This window comes from Paenibacillus sedimenti, from assembly GCF_014534655.1.
GTDB lineage: Bacteria > Bacillota > Bacilli > Paenibacillales > NBRC-103111 > Paenibacillus_E > Paenibacillus_E sedimenti.
Genome location: NZ_JACVVD010000001.1, coordinates 379,791 through 402,071, shown reverse-complemented (window position 1 = coordinate 402,071; position 22,281 = coordinate 379,791). Strand labels below are relative to the sequence as shown.

Genomic DNA, 22,281 nt, shown 5'->3' with positions numbered 1-22,281 from the left:
CAAAAAATAAACCGCCATTGCTGGCGGTTCGGGCATTATACTATTCATTTCTGTGAAATTCCCGGTACTGACTTGGCGTTACGCCTTCTTGTTTCTTAAAGATCCGGTTAAAATAACTGGGCTGATATCCGGCTTTCTCTGCAATGTCATTGATTTTCAAATCTGTATCGCGCAAAAGCTCTTTCGCTTTTTCAATACGCAGTTCGGTTAAATAATCAATGAAGTTTTTACCGGTGACCTGCTTGAATGCTTTGCTTAGCGCAACCGTGTTCGTGCCCGCATAATCGGCGCAGCTGTCCAGCGATATTTCTTTCATATAATTATTCTGCAAATAAACCATCGCTGTTTCTACGGTCTTTTTCACCTGCGCGTCTGATCGAGATTCCAGTTCCATCATGCAAGGACTCACGACTTCATTGTGAAACCAGGCAATTATTTTTTGCGGGTCTCCGATTTGCATCAGCTGTTCATACAAATTGACCGAATGGAAAATGCGGTTAGGATCCAAGCCTGCAAGCCGGATGGCATGCAGGATGCTGCCCAGCAATTGGAGCATGCCTTGGTGAATGTCGATCACTTTGGCACCGCGTTCAATCAACTCTTCCAAGAAAATCCGGATGAGCTGATTCGCTTCATCTTTTTGGCCTGTTCGAAGCGATTGAATAATCTCTCTTTCGAGTGCAAAAGGATAATGAATCTCGCTTGGCTGCTTATCATTCTCGTCAGGAGATTCCAGATCGATGAGCAGGTTCCGGTTCTCATAGCGGCGTCTGCTGGATGCCAGCGTCGCTTCCTCAAACCGGGAAGGCACATGAACGATGGATGAAGACGTACTGCCGATTGTGACCGATACGTACATGTGGAGCACGTGATGAATCGCCTGCATCAGTTCCTGGCTAAAGGTTCTGAGCATTTCCCGCTGCTCCGTTCCTTCCGGCATAAAGATGAGCAGACCTACGGACAAATCGTGGAAATTGATCACTTCCGCTTGTTCGAAACGGCTCGTTGCGAGCTCCATCGTAATGTTGGCGGCGGCGAAAGTGACAAGCCCTTCATCCCCTGGAGAGAAGCGTCCTTCCAATTTCTTAAAGCCGCTCAAATGAATATAAAATACGGCATATTGCTGATTGTCCACCGACCAGCCGAAGTTACGCATTCTCTCCAGAAGAGCCTGCTCGGAGTACGAATAAAGATATCCTTGCACGAGCTGCAGCAGGAAGCCCTCCTTGAGATGAGGCAGCTGCTGCTCCAGTTTGTTTTGAAGCGACATGCTCTCGCGCGTCAAATGCAACCATTCTTTCTCAATAAGTTTAAAATCGTCATTCTGTTCTTTCCCCAGCGCAGATATTGCCGTATTCCCCGTCAGCATGCTGACTAACTGCGCGATCGGTGAATAGATCCGTTTAGAAGCCAGCCAAGATAAAACAAGCGCAAGCAGCAGCATCGCGATGCTTAACGTCAAAATCAGCTGGGATATAAAGACCACCGGCTTGGTAATGGCGCTGATCGGTGAAGCGGAGACGTACGTCCACTCGGTGTTGATGCGGGACATTGTGCCGAAGGAAACGGTATATGTCGTACGGTTCCAATCGAACAGGAATGAGCCTGATTTGGCCTTGCTGGCAAGCACTTGATGCCTCAGCACTTCTTCAAGCTGCGAAGGTTGCTCTTTCCCCGAGCTGGAGAACAATTGCACGCCGTTTTCTTGCAGCAGAAACGTGCTTCCATCGTGATAAGGCGTCAATGTCTGGAGCAGGTTGGCAATTTTCATAGTGTCAAGGGATGCTACGATGACTCCGTAAGGGTTTAGTTCAGTTTGAGGTATTTTTATGGCAAATGTAAATATGTTTTCGCTTGAAAACTCCGGCTGCAGCGTACGTTCTAACCAGAAAACTTTGTTGTCATTCGAAAGCAATTGTCTATACCTTTCGATCTGCGCAGCATCCATTAATGCCTCGTAATCCGGGTGAAACCGTACTGGAGACTGTCCTTCCAAGTACAGCTCCGTTGCCTTAGCCAGCGGATTGGAACCTTTCATTATGTTTAGGGTTTTGGTGATATCACGAACAATTTCGAAATCGCGTGAGAGGCTTAAACTTGCCAGAGAATAATTGAAATTGGGATCGAAAGCCCAATGTACGACCGAAGTCTCCAGGTAAGAGAACTGTTCGTTAATATTAGCCGCCCTCTGTTGAATCTGTTTATTATGCATTTGGAGCAGTTCATTCTCTAGGCGATCACCAGCAAGCCAATAAATCACGCCGCCGAAAATAAGTCCGGGAATACTGGAGATGATCAGAATTAATATCCAATTATTTCGGAAGCGCTTACTTCTCAGCACGATATTCCCTCCTTGATTCATTTATATTAAATATAATCTGCTTGGACATATAATACCATAGATTGTGAAGTTCACGTCTGTAAGAATCAAAAACATCACTACAGATGCGCTCCATCCACACCCAGTCCCACCAGCACATCGCTGCTGCTTTCACACTGACTGCCGAAACGACCCGGTTGACGTACCAATCGCTCCAAGCTGTCCGGATGGATACGCCCGAGCTGGAGCTCATCTCCTTTGACGATCCCGAAATCGCCCAGCCCATATCCCCTATGTCATGCAGGATGAGTGGAAGATGGCCCAGACGGCGGTAGAACTTTTAACTCGGGAAATCGAAAGCGAATATCATCCGCAGCACGCGGTAATTCCCCTTCACATTGGTTTTGCTGAATTAATCGGCGGCAAAGCTGCATTCAAACATCTTTTTCACAGAGTATGGAATCGTCTTGCGCTCTAAGGAATCTCGAATATATCCTCTGGATGTGCATCGAAATGTAAGCCAATTCCTCTTCCGGGAATTCAAAATTGTACGCCTCCCTCACAAATTCACCGATTTTTTGGGCGCATGCGAATGATCGGCGATACTTGTTTTTAATGATACGAACCATGTCCGGTTCCATTTCGTGAAAAGCCTCTTCCCCGCTCGAACGTTGGATTGCGAAACGCAAAAATGTAACCAACCGCTCGTAAGAGACCGTTTCATCCGATATACGGATATTTAACTCTTGTTCGATCACATCGATAATATCTCTGATCATGGTCGTAATATCCATTGTTTTCGCCATATTTCCCGCATTGATTCTTGCCGTATGGATGTGCAGGGCAATATAACCGACTTCATCTTCAGGGATTTCAATACCGATTTTCTCTTGAATCAAATTTTGCGCAAATCGGGCGATCTGAAACTCTTTGGCATATAGCACTTTTATTTCACCCAGCAGTGTATTTTGAATGACCATGCCTTTCGCCAACCGTTCGATCGCGAAGGACAGATGATCGGTTAGTGCAATATGAATATGCTCGTGCAGCACAACGCCCAGCTCGCTTTCGGCATGGGAAATGAGCTCTTCCGCCACCTGAATATGCTCTTCCGGGAGCGTAACCAATATTTGTTCAAATTTATGGTATTTGGTTGCATCTTTCATTACAAAAACTTTTTCGATTCGTGACGGGTCGATCGGATCGTTCTTCGTTTTCTGAAATCCGATACCCGCTCCCATCACAATTTGTTCTTCATCTCCGTCATTGACGACAACCGCGTTGTTGTTCAGAATTCGTTTGATTTTCATAATTCCTCCCGGTTCTTATCATCGTCTTCTGTCAATACCTCTTTAACCGGAACTTCATTAGCGGCGTTATGCCAGCTTGTGCAAGGTCCGGTATCTGTATGTCAAGCCAATCGACCACTTCCGGATTCATGATGAAAACCGGAGTAATCGTGCTTGTCGCCTTTCGCATAACCAGATCCGGGGAAAAATCGATCAACGGCTGACCGGCTGTGACCCGATCTCCGTTCCTTACAAATGCATGAAAGCCTTCCCCCTTCATGGATACGGTGTCCAGGCCGATGTGAATGATTAATTCCACGCCGCTGTCTGAACGTATAACAACCGCATGCTTGGAAGGCAGCATGGCCACCACCTCTCCGTCGATTGGAGAGAGCACTCTTCCCGCTGCAGGATCGATCGCAATCCCGCATTCCGGCGGCATCGAGGAGAATACGGGATCCGGCACGTCCGCTAGTTTAAGCACCTTGCCGCTGAGCGGTGACCAAATAGTCTCTTCCATTTGCCCTTTTTTTATACCCAACCACTTACTTAACTTCATTGGATCCTCTCTCTTCATCGATGCCTAATAGTAATGTGATTAAAAATGCGGAACCGACCGCAAGGCAAAAACCGATCAAATAATGAAGCAGATTCAGCATTCCAAGCGGGGCAATGATAGCTATCATTGGTATGCCGGTCAAACCGTACGAGTTCGCCGCTACATGCGCAAATACCACATAGGCGCCCCCTAACGCCCCGCCGACGGCGGCACCGACGAGCGGCCGGATCAGCTTTAAATTAACCCCGAAAATAACGGGCTCAATAATACCCATAAACGATGTGAGCGAGGCGGAAATGGCGGTTCTCTTCAACGTTTGATTTCGTGTCATAAAAAATACGGCCAATCCCGCACCGCCCTGAGCAACATTTGCCATTGACCAGATCGGCAGCAAGAAATTGACACCGATTGTCGGATCGGCTAATAGCCCCGCTTCGATCATATTCAAGCTGTGATGCAAACCGGTCAAAACAAGCAACGGATATAACCCTCCGAACAAGAAACCGGCTATCATTCCCGCCTTCATATAAATCATCGAACATGCACCGGAAATGAAACTGCCAATGAATGTTCCCAGCGGGCCGAGTACCAAGACGGATACCGTTCCTGTAATCAAAATCGTCGTAAACGGCACGACAAGCAGATCCAACGCTGAAGGAATGATCTTTCTTAATCCTTTTTCCAGCATGCTCATCAGGTAAACGGACAACAGGATGGGAATCACTGTGCCTTGAGCGAGTCCCATCGAATCCTGCAGTGACGGATGAGTCAAAATTCCGCCGATGATCGCCCCCATAAACGGCGAGCTGCCGAACACTTTGGCGGCACTGAAACCGATCAGCACCGGCAGGATGATGAATGATGAGCTCGAAATAATGCCAAGCATTCTGATCCAATCATTATCCGGTGCCCCAGAGAGGAATACCTTCATCATACCGAGCATTCCCGTCAATAATCCGCCGGCTACGATCACCGGGATGATCGGCACGAAAATTTGGGACAGTATTTGGAACAAGCCAACAACGGGATTCCGATTTTTCTTCACCGCAACCGAATGGTCAGCATCAGCGGGTTTTTCCGGTTCGTTATTGTAGGCTTCCATCAGTGCCCTATGCACTTTGTTCACAGTGCCGGTTCCGATAATAATTTGGTATTGGCCGCCTCGGATAAATACCCCTTCAACACCGCTCATTTGTTCGATTTCGGCTGTATTCACTTTACTGTCTTCATGAACAGTGATCCGAAGTCGGGTCGCGCAGTGGGAGACATCAACGATATTAGGCTTCCCCCCTAACAATAGCAGCAGCTTGTGGGCAATTTGTTGTAAATCGGACTTGATCTTTCTCCCCCCTAGTGAATGGCATTGTCCTTATAATATTCGTTATCATTTCCTTTTTTTCGACAGTATCGGGCTTTCATGAATGAATATGACTGTACTAGCCGGAAACGCGATGAAGAAGACTATTGACGTGAGCGTCAACAGCCTTCTCATTGAATTACTGCGATTATTCATTTTTGATTGACGGTTTTACTTGATCCAGCCTTGAGGTAGTGTCTTCTCTAGCTTCGTCGTGTTGTCACGGATGGACAACTGCACTGTCGGAGCCAGCGTACCGCCGAAGTGGCTGAACTGGTATTCCGGAGATTGATTGCCGACGTCGCCGATCGACAGATTGCCCAGATCGCCGAAATGCGCGAAACCGACAACGTTCAAGCTCGGTGTAACCAGCCAGGAATACGCTTGGTAAGGATTTTCCAGAGGATTGGCTAAAACCAGACCGCTTCCGTTCAGCGGTTGATAGCCGCCGATCAATGTATCAGAAACGAACCCGTACAGCGCGTCCGGTCCTTGAAGACCCTCTGCGTATTTGTTGATGTGGCTGTCCGTGAACAGATAGTATTTCTTATCTTTGACAACGATATGCGGACGCTCAAGCTCTTCATTGACATAATTGGCTTCAATAAGAGGCGGAAGCATTTTTAAGTTCGTTACATCGCCGTTAATGACTTCCGCGATACCGATGTTGCCGTTAGCGTGAACGGCGCCTGCCGGAACAGGATGCTGCTGCAGATACTCGGTGCTTCCGGCATATTCAGGCTTGAACTGTCTTTCTCCTACTGCACCGCCGGAATTACCTTCGAACAATAGGTACTCTTTGCCTGTTTGCGGATCTTTGAACCACATCGGATCCCGGAACGCATAGCCTCCGCCTTCTCCCTGCTGCGCTTGCTCTTTTGTCTGGTAGTACTTGCCGTCCGGTTCCAAAATAATGTGATGCGCGCCCCAATTTTCAAAATGAACCCCGTTCTTGTCGGCAACAACCTTGGCTTCAGCCGTAGCGATCCGCTGCTCGTAAGTCAGTTGGGCCTGTCCTTCACGTCCCGTCGCGGTGTAGAACGCATGAATTTTGTCTCCGTCAAGCATAGCCGATCCGGCCCATTGGCGTTGACCAAGCGCGCTTCCATGAGGGAACAATTCGCCGCCCAAGGTCCAGTCCTTGCCATTTTTCGAGTAGAAATAGCGGATGGTCGCGATATCGTGCACTTTCCCCGGCAATACATCGTTCGGAGCGGTTAGCGCAAAGATCACTTTCCAGCCCTTGATCGAGGCGATGTTTCCGTCACGGTCCGTCAGCGGCCACGTATCCCAGACGTGATAGCCAGGCGCAAACTTTTCCAGCTTGCTGATGTCAGTATAAGGCAAAGTATTGTCTTGATTCAATTCAATTTTCGAAGCTTCTTCGCGCGTCCAGTTCACAGTCAGATCTCCGCCTTGGGCAAACGCAGGCAGCGTGGCAATGCTGGATGCAACGATGCTTGTAGCCAATGCGAACACCGTTAGTGCTTTCTTTTTAATTCGAATCATTGTATGACTCCTCTCGGTTTTCGTTTATCGAACTTTTATCGGTACTTGACGATTAGCGACTAGCGATTAGCGCCGAAAGGTTTGATTTCCCCGGCTTTTCCTTCTTTGCCGACTTCCGATTTGTCACCGTTCAGGTTCACTTTCACCGTTGCGTTAAAAGTACCGGCGAATTGGACATTGCCGTTTGCATCACGAGGTTCGTTGATGAAGCTGATCACCTGCTGGTTCGGGAGCACCAACCAGGAATACGCTTGATACGGGTTGTTAGCCGGATTGCCGATGACCAGACCGCTCTCGTTCATTGGTTTGTAGTCGGCGCGGAGTCCTCCTTTGCCGTAGAAGCCGTACACGCCGTCAGGACCTGTCAGACCAGGTGCGTAAGTAAATGTATGGCTGATTGTGAACAGGTAATACTCATCGCCATTGACTACAACATGCGGACGCTCCAACTGATGGTTCGTGCCAACGGATTCAATCAGCGGAGGCAGCAATTTCAGCTTGGTGACGTCGTGGTCAAGCACTTCCGCGATACCGATATTGCCGTTGTAATATTGCGCTCTGTCCGGTACGCTGTGAGTTTTGCGGTACTCTTCATCGCCGATGTTTTCCGGTTTCACGGTCGTATTTGGGGACTGGCCTTCAAAAATGATGTACTCTTTGCCGGTGTTCGGATCCTGGAAGAAGAACGGATCGCGGAACGCCGAAATGATGTTGCCGTGCTTTTGGAACTGCTCAATCGTTTCGTAATATTTGCCGTCCGCTTCAAGAATGATTTTGTGCTCGCCTTCGTTCGTCAGACGAATGCCCTCTTTGTCCGCAACGATGTCGAACGACGCCGTGGCGATGCGTTGTTCTGCGCGCAATACCCAGTTATCTTCATTCCACTCTTTGCCGCCATTAGCGTTCATATCGGTTACTGCCGTATAGAAAAGGTTCACTTTTCCTTTCTCGTCCAGCATCGCCGTTCCGGCCCATTGATGATGACCAAGCGCTTTATCGGTGTTGTAAGGAACACCCGCGTAGGTCCAGTCTTTGCCGTTCTTCGAATAGAACATGCCGATTCGTGCATGCGTATGGCGCTCGCCCCATCCGTAAGTGCGCGGAGCAACTAACGCAAATGCAACCTTGTAGCCTTTAATAGTGGCAAGGGAACCGTCTCTGTTTTGAAGCGGCCAAGTATCCCAAACCCATTGATCCGGTGCAACCAGATCAAAGTTCATATCTACTTCTGGTGCAGTATTCTCACTTGTAAGTTTTACTTTTTCAGCTTGTTGGCGCGACCAAATGGCGGTGAAGTCGTCCGACACGCTAGGTGAACTCGCCGAAACCGGTATAGCTGCCAAGCTGCTTGCAAGAATTGTTGCGCACAAGGCCAATTTCCCAAACTTAAGTCTACTTTTCATTACATTTCCTCCTTGATTGGTTGCCAGATGGCTTTTTTTTGCAAACAAATGTGTAACTTCGAGATAACCGCTTAGCAAATTGCAACAAAAAAAGACCTAAAACGTTCAAGAATTACGCACCTACCGGTACAGTTCATTCTTAAAACATTTTAGGTCTTGCCTGCTTAACAGTAACAATCCCGCCGTATTTTGTTTGCACCCTCATTCTATCCCAATTCCAAAGTTGATATCAATAGTATATTATTCCTATCATTTCTAGGTGAAAAAACAGTAGTTTTGACACGGACTTAAAATAAAAAGAGCAACTAAGAGACTATTCATCGGCCAATAGCCGGATCATTTACCAAATCGATTCGAGTTTCCAAACGTTCAATGAAAGCATTTCAACCTTTCCTCCACGGCAAAAAACATCAATCCCCGTACTCGCAGGGTCTGGATAGATTTTGTTTGACATTACCGTACGCTCTTCATTTGCATAGATTTCAATACTTGAAGTATCAACAAAAATATGCAATACTACCCATCCATTTTCCGTTGTCTCGAGCGTACACGTCCTCACACCTTCACTAAACGAATCTGAACGGGATCTATCAAAACGGAGTACCTTGGAGTTGACATCGTAAGATATGAGTGTTTCTTCTCTACCATCTTCAGAACATCTCACTCGCATTCCGAATTGTTCCGCATCGCAATCTTCCAGTGAAAACACGACCTTGATTTCCAAACAGTCGCCATTCATTTCTTTAGGAAGGAACCTTTGTCCCTCCTCAACCCATACATTTTCCAATTCGTAGTGTTCTGTACGCAAAGTTTGCAATTGTTCAACTGGAAGAAACTTCAAACGTCCGTCTGTATCCAATTCAACCGTTCTCGGAAGGGACATGGCCCCACACCAATGATTGGCTTTTGTCGGGCCGAACGACTTAAACCACGGCAACCAATCCCAAGCGTTCAGCCAACCTATAATAATCCTTCTTCCTTTATCATCAAGGAAAGATTGTGGAGCATAGTATTCGAACCCGCAATCCACTTCTCCGCAATAATCCCAAGTAAATTTCCCGGTCGTATAGTCTAATGAACCTGTTAAATAACTCGCTTTCCTTTCACCCATTCCCATTGGCGAAAACATAAGCACATAACGATCGCCTAACTGAAAAATATCCGGACATTCCCACATCGTGCCCAACGTACCGTCACTTTCAGCCAACACACCTACATAATCCCATGCATACAGGTCATTCGACCGATATAGTAGAGCTCTGCCTTTCCCGTCTTTACTTGAACCTACAATCATATACCATTTATCTTCGTGTCTCCATACCTTCGGATCTCTAAAATCAGAGGAACTCTCTTCCGGCGGAACAGAGATAACCGGATTCCCTACATATTTTTGAAATTTTACGCCATCGGTACTGGAAGCTAAACATTGGGTTTGTATGACACGCCCCTCATTTATAACCGTGCCGGTGTAGATCAAAGTTAGTATCCCATCATCATCAACAGCGCTTCCGGAAAAGCATCCGCCTTTTTTGTCGAAATCATAAGCTTCACTTGGCGCAAGCGCGATAGGCAGGTGTTCCCAATGGACCAAATCTTTGCTTTTTGCATGTCCCAATTCATCGGCCCCCACTCAGCCGAATACGGGTGAAACTGGTAAAACATATGAATATTATTTAATCACATTGTTTAATCAAACATTTGGGATGAGTCCAATCCAATATCACCAGTTAATGCGAATAGAGAACATATCGGATTTCCGGATATTTATTCCTTCAGTAAAGACTGCAGATAACATACCGTCAATTTGCTAAAGGATTTAATGCCATTTCTGCCATTGTCATGCTTTCTCCAAACTTAAAAGAAGACATTTTCTGGCAGCCTTCCTAAAGAAACATTCCTTTTTTCTGTCTACTTTATTGGCATTTATCCAAATATGGGAAACACTATAAAAAGAGGCACTTCCATCGCTAGGAAGCACCCCAAAAATTAAATGACAAACGAAATAATTCAAGTGTCCGACTTGCAATGAAACTTTGGAACAAAAACTACCACAAAAACATAGTTGAATATATTATTTATGCTCCTGGCGTTGGAGTGGCTCTGAATGCATTTACAGTCTTGTCCATAACAACCTGTGCATCACTTCCCGAATCAAGAATCGTATTTTGAAGCGATTCTTTTTCTACCAATACTGTTGTTACGGTAAGCGGCTCTGATGCTCCGGTAGTCAACAAAGCGTCTACTTGCGCAGAGAAACAAGAATCACTTATCTTGGCATGAACCTCCGTGGCAACAACATGATTATTAGAAATATAATTTCCATTACCCGAAACAATACGTATGATTACAGGTGTTGCACCTACCGGCTTGATGTTCTGAGTATTAATTCCTTCAGAAAAGTGATTAGCAATTACAGAATTATTATTGCCACTGATATAGAGGAGGCCATACAAATCATCTAAACCATTGTCTATTCCCAGAAAAGGAGTCCAAGGTTCATGGTCACGTAAAAAGTGATTTGAAGAAACCAAGTTTTCCGAACAATTTCCCTTGAATACCACCATTCCTGGATAAAATGAATGAAGTCTATTATTTGTGATACTGGAACGTGTCACACCATCAAAATAGATACTGCTCGCACCTCGTGGAAAAACATTATTCGCTGTAATCAAAAGTCCACCAAAATTTTGAGCGTAAATTGAATATCCTTTAAAACCGGCTCCTATCAAGTTATCGGTTATTTTTGAAGCCTGTCCCCAACCTCGTAGTTCTATACAGTTACCACATTCAGCTATGAAATTATCATGTATAGTCAGTGCATCTGCATGATAAATAGTAATTCCATGCTCTAAATACACAAACCCCATGCCTGTAATCCGAAATGAGTCACAAGCACTTGCAACATAAATACCCGTTTTCCCGTTAGTGTATGTGTTTTCCGGATTTGTTTTTCCTGAACCATCTTCAATAAAATGCAAACCATCAATACAAAAGTCAGAAAACTCTACCGAACTTATTCGGGGATTTCCACTTCGTTCAACATAAAATGCAGCTCCTTTATATTCCTCGTCATTTACTTCTAGGGGAATATCTACGAGTATGCGACTTCCTCCCGGCCACAATTCATGCAAATCCGCCCATTCATTCTCAGAAGTATTAAAACGAATACTCGAAGATGTAAACCCGTGTCCAGAACCCATAATTTTAAGATAACTGATGTCTATAACTACTTGACTGCCAAGATGATAATCTCCCGGTGGAATATAGATAACCGAACCCGGCTTTCCACCTTTATTCACATCAGTGTACGTTTGCCTACTTTTAATATCTGCTATAATGCTATTAATTACCTCACCAATATCCTCATACGGATTACCGACAGGCCACTCTGTTACGTCGTAATAATTTTTACTAGCCATAAATAAATTCTCCTATCAATTTAGTGTGTTTGTTCATACACTACTTTTTCCTTGATATAGCTGGAAGTAAAGCCTTACGAATTCGTGCTTTTCCTGCAGCTTTTCTGATTATTTTCGCTCAGAAGCAGCAGCGGCAAGGGCCGTTGCCATAGGTGCCTTCTCCTACAAAAGTCTAAAGTCGATTCTTGAAAAAGGTCTGGAACAACTAGAGCTTCCTCTCTCCCTGCCTGAAGTTCCCACGCCTTGTACATGAGAATGTTTGCGGCGCCGCCTATTACCAGGAACCTCGGGCAAACAAATTGTTGCACTAATCGATTCCAGCGAAACAGCGTGGTTACCAACAATGTCGTTTCGCCCCAATATTCGTAATGGAGGTTCTGAATGCTAAACATCCTACGCAAACTGCGCTTGCAGGGCCTAGCCGACGCTTACTTACGGCAGCTCGGCTTTAGCCAACATAAGATTATGAAAAGTATGGTGATCGTAAAGCATCCGTGTATCCTCCACTCTTTTTTGCAGTATTCAGTCTCTATTCTTTAACGGCACCCATCGTCATTCCGCTAACAATGTATTTCTGCATGACGAATGAAAACAGCATGACAGGCACGCTAAATAGGGTTGCCGCAGCCGTCATGGGGCCTAGATCCAAACCGTATGCTGTTAAAAACTCTGAAATTCCCACTGGCACCGTCTTAGCCGAAGTGCTTGTTAAAAGCAACGCGAATAAGAAATCATTCCAAGAAAGCATAAAGCTAAAAATTGCGGTAGTTGCTAATCCAGGCAGCGAGATCGGCAAAATAATACGCATAAATGTTCCAAACATTCCGCAGCCGTCGACACGCCCGGATTCATCAAGCTCTTTGGGCAAATTGTCGAAAAAACCAATCATCATCCAAATGACAAACGGAATGTTGATGCTGGTGTAGACTAAGACTAATGCTATTTTTGTATCCATTAAACCTAATTGCCCAATAATACGGTACAAGGGTATTGCAACGCTGATCAGAGGCGTCATACGCACCCCTAAAGTAAACAGCAAAAACAAATTCCCGAGCTTTGATGAAAACCTGGTTAAGCCATAAGCAGCTAATGATCCCAGAAAAACACTCAATAGTGTCCCTGCCAATGCGGTTAGAAGACTGTTAATAAAATATTTGCCGATGGTCAATTGATGAAACAGGGCATTATAATTGGATAAAGTAAAAACAGAAGGAAAAAACGACGGGTTTGTGGAGATCACTTCCCTTGGCGGTTTCAATGAAGATAACACAAGGTATGCATACGGGAATAATGTAACAATCAAAAAGATACATGAGATAACGAGTACAAATAACCCGGCAACTCTGGATTTTTGTTTACTCATGGTTATAACCATCTTGCTGATCTCCTTTCTATCGAACCGCTTTCTTAGTTGGATTCCAGAATTGTTTAAAAAAGAATGAACAGATGGCCAGCAAAATAATCATAAAGATTACAGCCATTGCGCTTGCATAGCCTTCTTGATTGTATCTGGCTACCGATTTATAAATTAATGTACTTATTAACGAAGAGGACCCGCTAGGACCGCCTTGTGTCATTACCCAAATAATATCAAATGATTTAGCCGCATCAATGATACGTATGATAACTGCAACGACAATGACCGGTTTTAAACTCGGCAGCGTGATATGCAAGAAGTTCTGAAACTTATTGGCTCCGTCAATGCGCGCCGCTTCATATAAACTTTCAGGTATTCCTTGTATACCCGCTAATAGGATCAGCATCATAAATGGTGTGGTAAGCCATACGTCGGCAATCATACAGGAGATTAGCGCGTACTTGCTGTCAGATAACCACAAGATACTTTGAGGAGTCTTGACCAAACCGATGTTGTATAAAATGACATTTAAAATGCCAAATTGGTCGTTCAGCATAAACTTCCATATTAACCCGCAAACCAAAGGCGAAATCATTAACGGACTCAGTAGTAAAGTCCGAATGATGTTGGCGCCTTTGAACCCAGTACTCAGCAAAAGCGCAAGGATCATGCCTAATATCAACTCAATTGCTACTGCACCGATGACATATTCGATCGTATTAGACAAAGATTGATAGAAGGTATCCGAAGTGAGTGCCTTCGTATAATGCTGTAAACCTATAAATTTGGAAGGATCCTCATCGTCAAAAAAACTATCCTTAAAAAGCAGCAGCATCGGGTAAACAAAAAACAAGATCATGAAAACGAAAGCCGGTAAAAAAAATAAGAAAGAAAACTTCTGATCCCTTGAAGACATATCCATCATCCTTCTGCGAGAATTGAATGCGGTTAAAAAAGGGGCTTGAACCACAGCCCCTAATTCCCGCTTATCTGCCTTGTATCTCGTTAATTATCGCTGCTGCTCTGTTTAATGCTGCTTGTGGTGTTTCCTTTCCTGAGAGAGCTACTTGAATCGCAGTGACTAAGGCTTCGCTTTCGATTTCGTTCCAGTGTGTCAATACCGGGCGATTCTGTGTTTTGCTGCCGGCCAGCGTAGTTTCAAGCGCTTTCAGGTGTGCATATTCCGGTTTTTGGCCATAACTCTCAAAGACCGATTTTCGTGCAGCCACACCCAATGCATTCATAAACAATTCATTTTTTTCATAAATAAATTTCACGTATTGTTTGGCGATATCTTGTTTTTTGGACGTGCTCGGGATGACTTGATACCAAGGTCCAGGTACTACCCCTACTCCGGAATCCCCGGCAATCATGGGTGCCGCTCCCACTTTCCCCGCTACTTTCGATTTACTTGCATCATTAGAAGGGACAAAGAAATGAGCCCACTCCAGCATCATCGCCATTTTTCCATTCCAAAACATTTCAGAAATTTCAGAAGAGGCCATGTTCAGCGCACCTTCCGGCGCAGACTTATCTTCACGCAAAATCTTTGTTTCAAATTCCAGAGCTTTTACATATGGCTCCGAGTTGACTAAAGCTTTATTATCTTTGCCTACAACTAGCGGCTTGGCTCCTGCTTGCGCAGCATGGTCCAACCAACTGGCAACCGAATCACCGTTATTCATTCCTAATATGCCTGTGCCATATTGTTCAATTTTCCCATCACTATCGGTATCACGAGTAAAGAACTTAGCGACATCCCTGTATTGCTGCCAATTCGTTGGCGGTTTCAAATCATATCCATATTTAGCCTTAAATGCCTCTTGTTCCTTCGGGTCATTGAACAGATCCGTTCGATACAATAAAATTTTGGAATTCGTCCAAACCGGCATGCCCAGAATTTTACCGTTTACTTTACCGCCGTCAACTACATTTGGCACAAAATCATTTTTGACTTCGTCTGTCATGATGTCATCCATGGCTACCAAGTTTTTGGCCAGAGCAGGAAACCACAGGATATCGATCGTGGCGACATCGTACGCTCCTGAATTCGCTTTCATTTCTACGTTTAATTTATCGTAAACTCCGATGTAGGGAACCGTCTCAATTTTCACTTCATAGCCGGTCTTTTGCTTGAATTCTTCAGCCGTCTGGCTGGCGACCGTATTTGCCGGACTTCCGCCCTCAACCAGAACCGTAATGGATTTATCCGACGAGCCAGATGCGCCTTTCTCAGAAGTCTGTTGTCCTTTATTGGACGCAGAGCTTTCAGGGTTCTTTTCATTACTGGAACAGCCAGCCAATATCGCTGAAAAAGACATGCATAATACAAGACTACCGGATAATAATTTACCTTTTAATTTCATAGAAAGTTACCCCCTTATTATTATCGATCCCATAAACCATGCTCTGGCCATCTGCGAGGCAATCTTTTCTCCAGCGCCGGCAATTCCGGCTGCGTGGAAACGATATAAGCTCCATTTACCAAAATGCTCCTGGACATCGCTTCCTAATGAAATTCCATGGTAGGGAGCAGCATACTCTCCGCTAGGAAATCCCCAAGCTGCATTAAAATAATCCTCTGTACCTGTACCGTGCAAAGAAGGCGGCCACACTAATTCACGAAGACTGCGTGCATCTTTAATAAATGGTAGTCATCCTAAAGGACTATTTGGTTGCCAGCGTTCATAGTCAATTCCTCCATCATTTTCATTTTGATTATCCAAAATTGTGTTTCTTGAAAATGTTTGATTTTCTCGGTAAAACGTTTTCTTTTCGCAGTTAAACGTTTTCTTTTCCACAAAACCAATGATATACTAATATTGCAGCATTGTCGTTGGCTTAAATTATTATTAATTTGTCAAATATTGCGGTGGGAGGCTCATACTTGAACATACACAATCTGTCGCCTTATTTACGAATTGCTATGGATAGCTATGTTTCATTTCCTTGGTATTTGGAGGAAAGAGTATTATTTGACTATGAGATCCTTTATCTCAAAGAAGGCAGATTAAAAGTGATTATAGAGGATGATGTTTATTTCGGAGAACCGGGCGACATCTTTTTCTTTCGCCCCAAACAAAGGCATTCGATTAGCAAAGTCGGAACAGATTTAGTTCGGCAACCCCATTTACATTTTGATTTGTTCTATCAAGAAGATAGTCCCGATGTCAAAGTTTCTTTTAAAACATTTGAACATATGACGAACGATGAAATGAAGTGGTTCCGAAGCGACGAGATTGACAGATTAACGATTCCTTTGGCTAGTCATTTACGGTTGCGGCATCATTTAGCTATCGAGAAAATACTTTTTGAAATTATACGAGAATTTCAAATGAAGCTGCCATTTTATGAATTGAATATGAAAGGATTATTTACTCAATTATTCACCGCATTATTACGCGAGAACTATTGGAACAAAAATCCTCACATACTTTCCAATATCAATGAGCTGGAGCAAGTCAGAATTTTTCTAAAGCATAACATTGGTCAAAAGGTGACTTTAGATGAACTGGCCAAAATATCCGGAATCAGCAAGTACTATTTGATCACCCTGTTTAATCAAACATTCGGGATGAGTCCTATCCAATATCACCAATTAATGAGAATCGAAAAAGCAAGAGAGATGATCCAGTTTACTGATGAACCTTTAAAACGAATTGCGGAACTTATCGGATTTCCGGATATTCATTCTTTTAGTAAAGCATTCAAAAAAATTGAAGGCGTTAATCCTTCTTTTTATCGTAAAAAGAATAGATCTAACTCATAATTTTTCGGTCTACAAACAAAGAAACCTCCGGTCAATGAAGACCTGAGGTTTCTTTTATCCTCTCATCGAGCATTTGAAAAGCTTTTATTATCCCCACTTTGGGAACATGTGCATACCGATCACCGATATTCACTTCGAAAGAGCAGGCGGTCTCGCTGGATTCTCTTAAGTAAGAGGTTAAACCGATTGCCGTTGCCTCATAAATGTGTATTAAAATAGCCTCCAGTTTCTCTTTTGGCAAATCAATATGAACATGAAACATATTCGAAACAGGCTCTGGTGGCTTTGTTACAACAGCATGGCACTGATTATACAAACCAGCCAACTCTTTAGCTTCTTCGTAATACTGGCCCATTTTAGGCAACCTTTGCGTGAAATAGTAATCTGCGCTGATGATATAAGGATAAAGGCTGATTAAATCACCGCCGTGTCGCCTTTTCCATACTTTTGATTCCTTTGTAAAAGCATCGTCGCCAGCAAGAATCGCTCCGGCAATCCCGCCAATCCCTTTATAGAATGAAACATAAACACTATCAAAAAGCTTGCAGATTTCCGCAGCTGACTTTTGATAATAGGGAAGTATCTCGAAAAGTCTTGCACCGTCCAGGTGTAACTTAATCCCTTTTTCCAGGCAATAAGCGGAGATAGCTTCAAGCTCGCTATAATCCGGCAATTGTCCGCCAATCTCGCGTTGAGGCAATTCCAGCAATAAACATGAAATATCCTCATTCATGCTCAGTACATCTTCCAGTTGAACCGGTCTGCTTGTATCTGCCAATAGAATCGGCTCGATTTGGTGCAATTCCTTCAGCCCGTCTTCTTCATGAATCTCTAAATGACATAAGGGATGATAGGCAACCTTTTTTAGCCCTTTCTTATCACACCAAATTCGTAAGGCGATTTGCTGTGCCATAGTTCCACTAGGGAAAAACACGGCGGATTCTTTGCCTAAATACTGCGCAATACGATTTTGAAATTCTTTTATAAGCTTACCTGCACCATACATATCACTGTCCAGATTCCCATCCGTATCGTCCAATGCATCTTTCAATATTTGAATGTTTCTTTTGCCATGACCGACTAATGGATAGGTAGTTTGATTAAATGCTTCTAATAATGAATGATTTCCGTTCATCTTGTATGCGGCTCCCTTCCTTTGATGCACCCTGCTTTGAACATCAAGTTCACTTTGCGGCTTCCTCGAGCGCATGAATCATGTTCGACATCCGTACCAGCAATTTCAGGATATCAGGATAGGCGGCAGCAAAATGCTTGGTTAGCTCGCCGGAGCCCTTCCAATGTGCCGCATCTTTCAAGCTTAAATTGTATTCGTCCGTATAGTCATCATTTACAGGAAGCATTTGCGTACTGAACTTCACCAGCCTGAAGATCGGCCTTCCCGCTGCCAAGAGATCGTGCGTCTCCATAACATCTGCGGGATCCAGCGCACGGCGTGCCCCCTTCAGCGGATTACTGTAAACCAGCTCATCAATCACTTCAGAAAGCTGCGTATAGTCAGCGATCGAGATGCCCGGACTAGAAACGAAATCATTATCGCGCTCCGCGAACGCATCCAAACGGCCGAATAGCACCTTTAGTGAATATAAAGTTTCTTGGACGTCTAGTCCCACATCCGTATCAAGCTCTATAAGGGTATCAACGAAAGACTCCGTATTGATGCTAGCCTGAAAGGTTGTTCGTCTTTCGATCACTGCCTCCGCCTTGACAGGCAGCACTATGATATTATCTTCAAGAGCATATTGCTGCCGGACTCCATCAGATAGCCGTCCTTTATAAAAATGGCCGTCTTCCGATTCCATGTGGAATGTTCTTTTTGCCAGGTTCATTGCGGTTAAGCTGCCCTTAACATGAATAGAAACCGCCGATACGGTGACTTCATTGATATACGCGCAGCCTCTTTGCAGCTGCTGGCCGTTCAGATCTGCAGATTTTTGCTCACCGTTAGGAGCAGCCCACTCCATATATACGGAAGCCGGGATTTTCAGCAATGTTTTAAGAAACCGCTCGTAAGCCAAGACGGTATTGACGGGCATCATCACAAGCCGTTTCCGAAGTATTTCCAAGTCCCGGGTATCGCTAATCAATTGGGCCATGCCGGCTGCTGCTCTCGTGGCCGGTGTAATCCCGAAAAGGTCAGCCGTGCCGTACGATGCAAGCCGGATCGAGTTGTGTCCGCGAGCCGTCTCGTAGAAAGCATTATCACCGAGTACAACAGCCGGCGGCTTCCTTCTATTTCCCTTCCAGCGGTCATCCAGCGTATAGATGAGGCTTTGCAAAGCTGCCACCAATTCGTCAGTTATTCCGTCCATTGTTTTGCCGGAGCCGTCCGTTATTGTGAGGTGCATGCCGATCACATCCCGCCCGTTTTGGACAGCTTCCGCCGCAATTGCCTTCCAAGAATGATCAGACAGTTTTCCCCACCTCATCGATCAAGTGAACGTAATAACTTAATTATAGTTTGAACTACTCGTGACTGAAGTCGCGAGATTCTTCGAGATAAAATGGTATTAAACCAATTGAATTCTCGATGGGAACGTCAAAATCCCCCTAGCCACTTCACCTTGATAGGCCTTGTGGTTACTTTTTCGCAAAATGTTGGCAGCGGCATTAACATCCGCATTTACGAACAATCCCTGTAAGGTCTGGTACAACCCGCGTTTTATTCGTTTGCCAGAGTACGTCTGCATGTTTTGAATCAAGTCATGATCAATGAATGATGCTTTAGAAGTATATGCTTCTTCCTGTTTCACGAACTCGATCCCGTATCGCGTGCAGAGGTTTTTGATGGTCTTGATTAATTGACTATGCGGAATCTGAACAAAGGTTTGATTATTCAATCGCCCCATATCACATTCATGTTTCCAACCTTCGTTATGACCTACAACAATCTTCCCGATTTGATTGGAAAGACAGTAGTCGACGATATATCGAGCCGCTTTGTTCAAATAATCGCGAGATCGGTTGTTTCGTTTGACGACAAGTTGGACTTGATTATAGGTAAGTTCTTTAATGCCTTGCTTGTCCTTGATCGACTGCAGCCTTGCATTCTCCTTGTTGTACCATTGGTTATAAGATTTTAAACGTTTCCCGTCGATAATGAACGACGTCCCAAGGGTAGTTATACAAGCAGCAAGATTGTCGATGCCAAGGTCAATAGCAAGAGCGTGGTCCGGATTTAACTCGTATTTCTGGGCTTCAATCTCATATACGTATTCAATTTCTATGTAACGAGCATCGTATTTCGGGATCAACCGAATTTCGCAAACCGATTCCGGCCGCAGATTTTTCGGGAAAGGAATCGTTACTTTTCCAAATTCTCTTTTAAATGCTGGAGACATCGGCAGGTCAAACGTACCGTCTTTTTGCATTCGAAACTGTGGGAAGGACAATTCGAAGAAACTTTCTTTATCCAGGTACTTTGGAATTCGTGGCGCTTGGCCCGGTGTTTTTAAAAGACCAAAGAAACTTTTGAATGCTTCGTCCACTTTTTTCAACGTTTGCTGTGCCGCCGCTGAGCCCATAAGTTTGTAATTTTCATTCCATTTACAGTGATGATAATTTTCTTTGTATGGAAGGTATTGTTCGGTTTCAAAAAAATGCTGACGAACGGTGTACAAACCGACGTTGAACATATTTTTACTTAGACGAAAAAGCGTTCTAAGCGCTGTAAATTCTTTTTGTGTTAACTCTCGAAGCTTTTCTTTTTGGACACCGAAAAATTTCATTTTTTCACCTCCGTTCCAACACTTATATTCTAGCATTTCTCAAGCGCCAACGGAACATACGTTTGTTATCGGAGCAAAGAAAATTCATCTCATGACTGAAGTCACGAGTGTTTTTTCTGAGACATAAATAAAATAAGCACCATTAATGTAAAATGGCGCTTATTTATATTAAATGCTTATTAAAGCATTCCAAGTGATATCACAAACCAAAAATATCCATATGGCTGCTTTCCCGCAATCGAGTCATTAGATTAAAGCGTGTTCCCTTAACCCGTATTTCTCAAAGCAATCCTGAACCGCCTGTCTTAATATGCCGCAGCCCTGCTCAAGCTCCTCCAGCGGGATGGTCAACGGCGGCATCAGCTTGATGACTTCGTCTTGACGGCCCACCCTTTCCAAAATGAGTCCCAACTCATAACAGCGCGCGGCAATTTCTTTGGAAATGTTCGCATGTTTGCTTGCCGATACATCAACCCCCCATAGCAGCCCCATCCCACGAATCTGAATATCTTCGCTTAACGGAGCGATCTCCTCTTGCAAAAACCGGCTGACGAAGTGTCCTTTCCGGTAAACCTCAGCTTCTAAGTTAGCAAACTCTCTATATTCCAGCGCTGCTGCTGCGCCTACGAACGCTAGCTGGTTGCCGCGGAAAGTTCCCGTGTGCTCCCCCGGGTTCCAGATATCCAATTCCGGTTTTAATAAGGTAATGGCCATCGGGAGACCGTAGCCGCTGATCGATTTGGACAACACGACGATATCCGGAACGATGCCCGCCCTTTCAAAGGAGAAAAATGGACCTGTCCGGCCGCAGCCAACTTGAATCTCATCGCAAATGAGCAAAATATCATGACGCGTACACAGATCGCGAAGCCTCTGCATCCACTCGATCGGCGCTTCATTGAGGCCTCCTTCCGCCTGCACGGTTTCAAAAATGATGGCGGCCGGCTTGTCGATCCCTGAATGGTCGTCCTTCAGTACAGCTTCTATATAATTGATCGTGTCAAAAGTATTCATGTAACCGTATGGAAAAGGCATGAAGGAAACATTGTGTAAATCCGTACCCGCCGCTAATCGGTGGTACAAGTTGCTGGTGACCGACAGACTGCCAAGCGACATGCCGTGAAAGGCTCCCATAAAGGAAAAAATACCCGTCCGCCCTTTGACCCTGCGAGCCAATTTTAAAGCTGCCTCCACGGCATTTGTTCCCGTCGGACCGCAAAATTGAACTTTATAATCAAGCTCTCTCGGCTTCAAAATGAGCTCTGAAAATGTATGCAAAAACGTCTCTTTTGCTGAGGTATACATATCAAGACCGTGGGATAAACCGTCGGATTCCAAGTACTCAACCAGCTTCTTTTTGATATAATCGTTATTGTGTCCGTAATTTAAAGCGCCCGCTCCTGCAAAAAAGTCGATAAATGCTCTTCCGGATTCGGCGTACAATGTAGAACCTTTCGCTTTCGTGAACACATCGGGAAAAGATCTGCAGTAAGAACGTACATTCGATTCCATTTTTTCGAAAATAGACATGAATTCCACTCCTCTTATCTTCC

General features: G+C 44.5%; 17 protein-coding genes and 1 pseudogene. 1 reads left to right on the top strand and 17 read right to left on the bottom strand.

The window, feature by feature from the left end:
* Positions 1-40: 40 nt before the first annotated feature.
* From ICC18_RS01255 to ICC18_RS33525, 13 genes and pseudogenes are all read right to left on the bottom strand, one after another.
* The gene (locus ICC18_RS01255) at positions 41-2,341 is read right to left on the bottom strand and encodes a helix-turn-helix domain-containing protein (RefSeq protein WP_312029462.1); all 2,301 of its coding nucleotides are present in this window, start codon (positions 2,339-2,341) and stop codon (positions 41-43) included.
* Positions 2,328-2,606 carry a hypothetical protein gene (locus tag ICC18_RS01250; protein WP_223192243.1) on the bottom strand — a complete coding sequence of 93 codons (279 nt, stop codon included), beginning with the start codon at positions 2,604-2,606 and terminating at the stop codon, positions 2,328-2,330. Before ICC18_RS01250 ends, ICC18_RS01255 begins: the two co-directional genes overlap by 14 nt.
* A 148-nt stretch (positions 2,607-2,754) precedes the next feature.
* The gene (locus tag ICC18_RS01245) at positions 2,755-3,630 is read right to left on the bottom strand and encodes a PRD domain-containing protein (RefSeq protein ID WP_188172563.1); all 876 of its coding nucleotides are present in this window, start codon (positions 3,628-3,630) and stop codon (positions 2,755-2,757) included.
* 31 nt (positions 3,631-3,661) lie between these two features.
* Positions 3,662-4,168 carry a PTS sugar transporter subunit IIA gene (locus ICC18_RS01240; protein WP_188172562.1) on the bottom strand — a complete coding sequence of 169 codons (507 nt, stop codon included), beginning with the start codon at positions 4,166-4,168 and terminating at the stop codon, positions 3,662-3,664.
* A complete protein-coding gene (locus tag ICC18_RS01235) occupies positions 4,155-5,507 on the bottom strand; it encodes a PTS transporter subunit EIIC (RefSeq protein ID WP_188173183.1) in 1,353 nt (450 codons plus the stop codon). Before ICC18_RS01235 ends, ICC18_RS01240 begins: the two co-directional genes overlap by 14 nt.
* 189 nt (positions 5,508-5,696) lie before the next feature.
* Complete coding sequence (locus ICC18_RS01230; RefSeq protein ID WP_188172561.1) at positions 5,697-7,034, bottom strand: glycoside hydrolase family 68 protein; 1,338 nt, start codon at positions 7,032-7,034, stop codon at positions 5,697-5,699.
* Between the two features lie 59 nt (positions 7,035-7,093).
* Positions 7,094-8,437, bottom strand: a complete 1,344-nt coding sequence (locus ICC18_RS01225; protein WP_188172560.1) for a glycoside hydrolase family 68 protein — start codon at positions 8,435-8,437, stop codon at positions 7,094-7,096.
* A gap of 340 nt (positions 8,438-8,777) precedes the next feature.
* Positions 8,778-10,052 carry a glycoside hydrolase family 32 protein gene (locus tag ICC18_RS01220; protein ID WP_188172559.1) on the bottom strand — a complete coding sequence of 425 codons (1,275 nt, stop codon included), beginning with the start codon at positions 10,050-10,052 and terminating at the stop codon, positions 8,778-8,780.
* A gap of 460 nt (positions 10,053-10,512) precedes the next feature.
* A complete protein-coding gene (locus ICC18_RS01215) occupies positions 10,513-11,856 on the bottom strand; it encodes a NosD domain-containing protein (protein WP_188172558.1) in 1,344 nt (447 codons plus the stop codon).
* 529 nt (positions 11,857-12,385) lie between these two features.
* Positions 12,386-13,231 (bottom strand): carbohydrate ABC transporter permease, encoded by an 846-nt coding sequence (locus tag ICC18_RS01210; RefSeq protein WP_223192242.1) that lies wholly within the window; start codon positions 13,229-13,231, stop codon positions 12,386-12,388.
* A gap of 16 nt (positions 13,232-13,247) precedes the next feature.
* Positions 13,248-14,129, bottom strand: a complete 882-nt coding sequence (locus ICC18_RS01205; RefSeq protein ID WP_188172557.1) for a carbohydrate ABC transporter permease — start codon at positions 14,127-14,129, stop codon at positions 13,248-13,250.
* 70 nt (positions 14,130-14,199) lie between these two features.
* Positions 14,200-15,579, bottom strand: a complete 1,380-nt coding sequence (locus tag ICC18_RS01200) for an ABC transporter substrate-binding protein (RefSeq protein ID WP_188172556.1) — start codon at positions 15,577-15,579, stop codon at positions 14,200-14,202.
* 147 nt (positions 15,580-15,726) lie between these two features.
* A pseudogene (locus ICC18_RS33525) lies at positions 15,727-15,828 on the bottom strand (DUF2961 domain-containing protein); the annotation flags it as partial.
* Positions 15,829-16,100: 272 nt separating this feature from the next.
* Here ICC18_RS33525 and ICC18_RS01190 point away from each other — a divergent pair.
* A complete protein-coding gene (locus ICC18_RS01190) occupies positions 16,101-16,982 on the top strand; it encodes a helix-turn-helix domain-containing protein (protein WP_188172555.1) in 882 nt (293 codons plus the stop codon).
* A 31-nt stretch (positions 16,983-17,013) separates the two neighbouring features.
* Here the strand turns inward: ICC18_RS01190 and ICC18_RS01185 are convergent, their stop codons facing one another.
* From ICC18_RS01185 to ectB, 4 genes are all read right to left on the bottom strand, one after another.
* Entirely contained in the window at positions 17,014-18,117 is a 1,104-nt protein-coding gene (locus tag ICC18_RS01185; protein WP_188172554.1) for a threonine aldolase family protein, read from the bottom strand.
* A 49-nt stretch (positions 18,118-18,166) separates the two neighbouring features.
* A complete protein-coding gene (locus ICC18_RS01180) occupies positions 18,167-19,348 on the bottom strand; it encodes a hypothetical protein (RefSeq protein ID WP_188172553.1) in 1,182 nt (393 codons plus the stop codon).
* Positions 19,349-19,510: 162 nt separating this feature from the next.
* A complete protein-coding gene (locus tag ICC18_RS01175) occupies positions 19,511-20,728 on the bottom strand; it encodes an RNA-guided endonuclease InsQ/TnpB family protein (RefSeq protein ID WP_188172552.1) in 1,218 nt (405 codons plus the stop codon).
* Between the two features lie 246 nt (positions 20,729-20,974).
* Positions 20,975-22,258 carry a diaminobutyrate--2-oxoglutarate transaminase gene (ectB, locus tag ICC18_RS01170; protein WP_188172551.1) on the bottom strand — a complete coding sequence of 428 codons (1,284 nt, stop codon included), beginning with the start codon at positions 22,256-22,258 and terminating at the stop codon, positions 20,975-20,977.
* Positions 22,259-22,281: the final 23 nt, after the last annotated feature.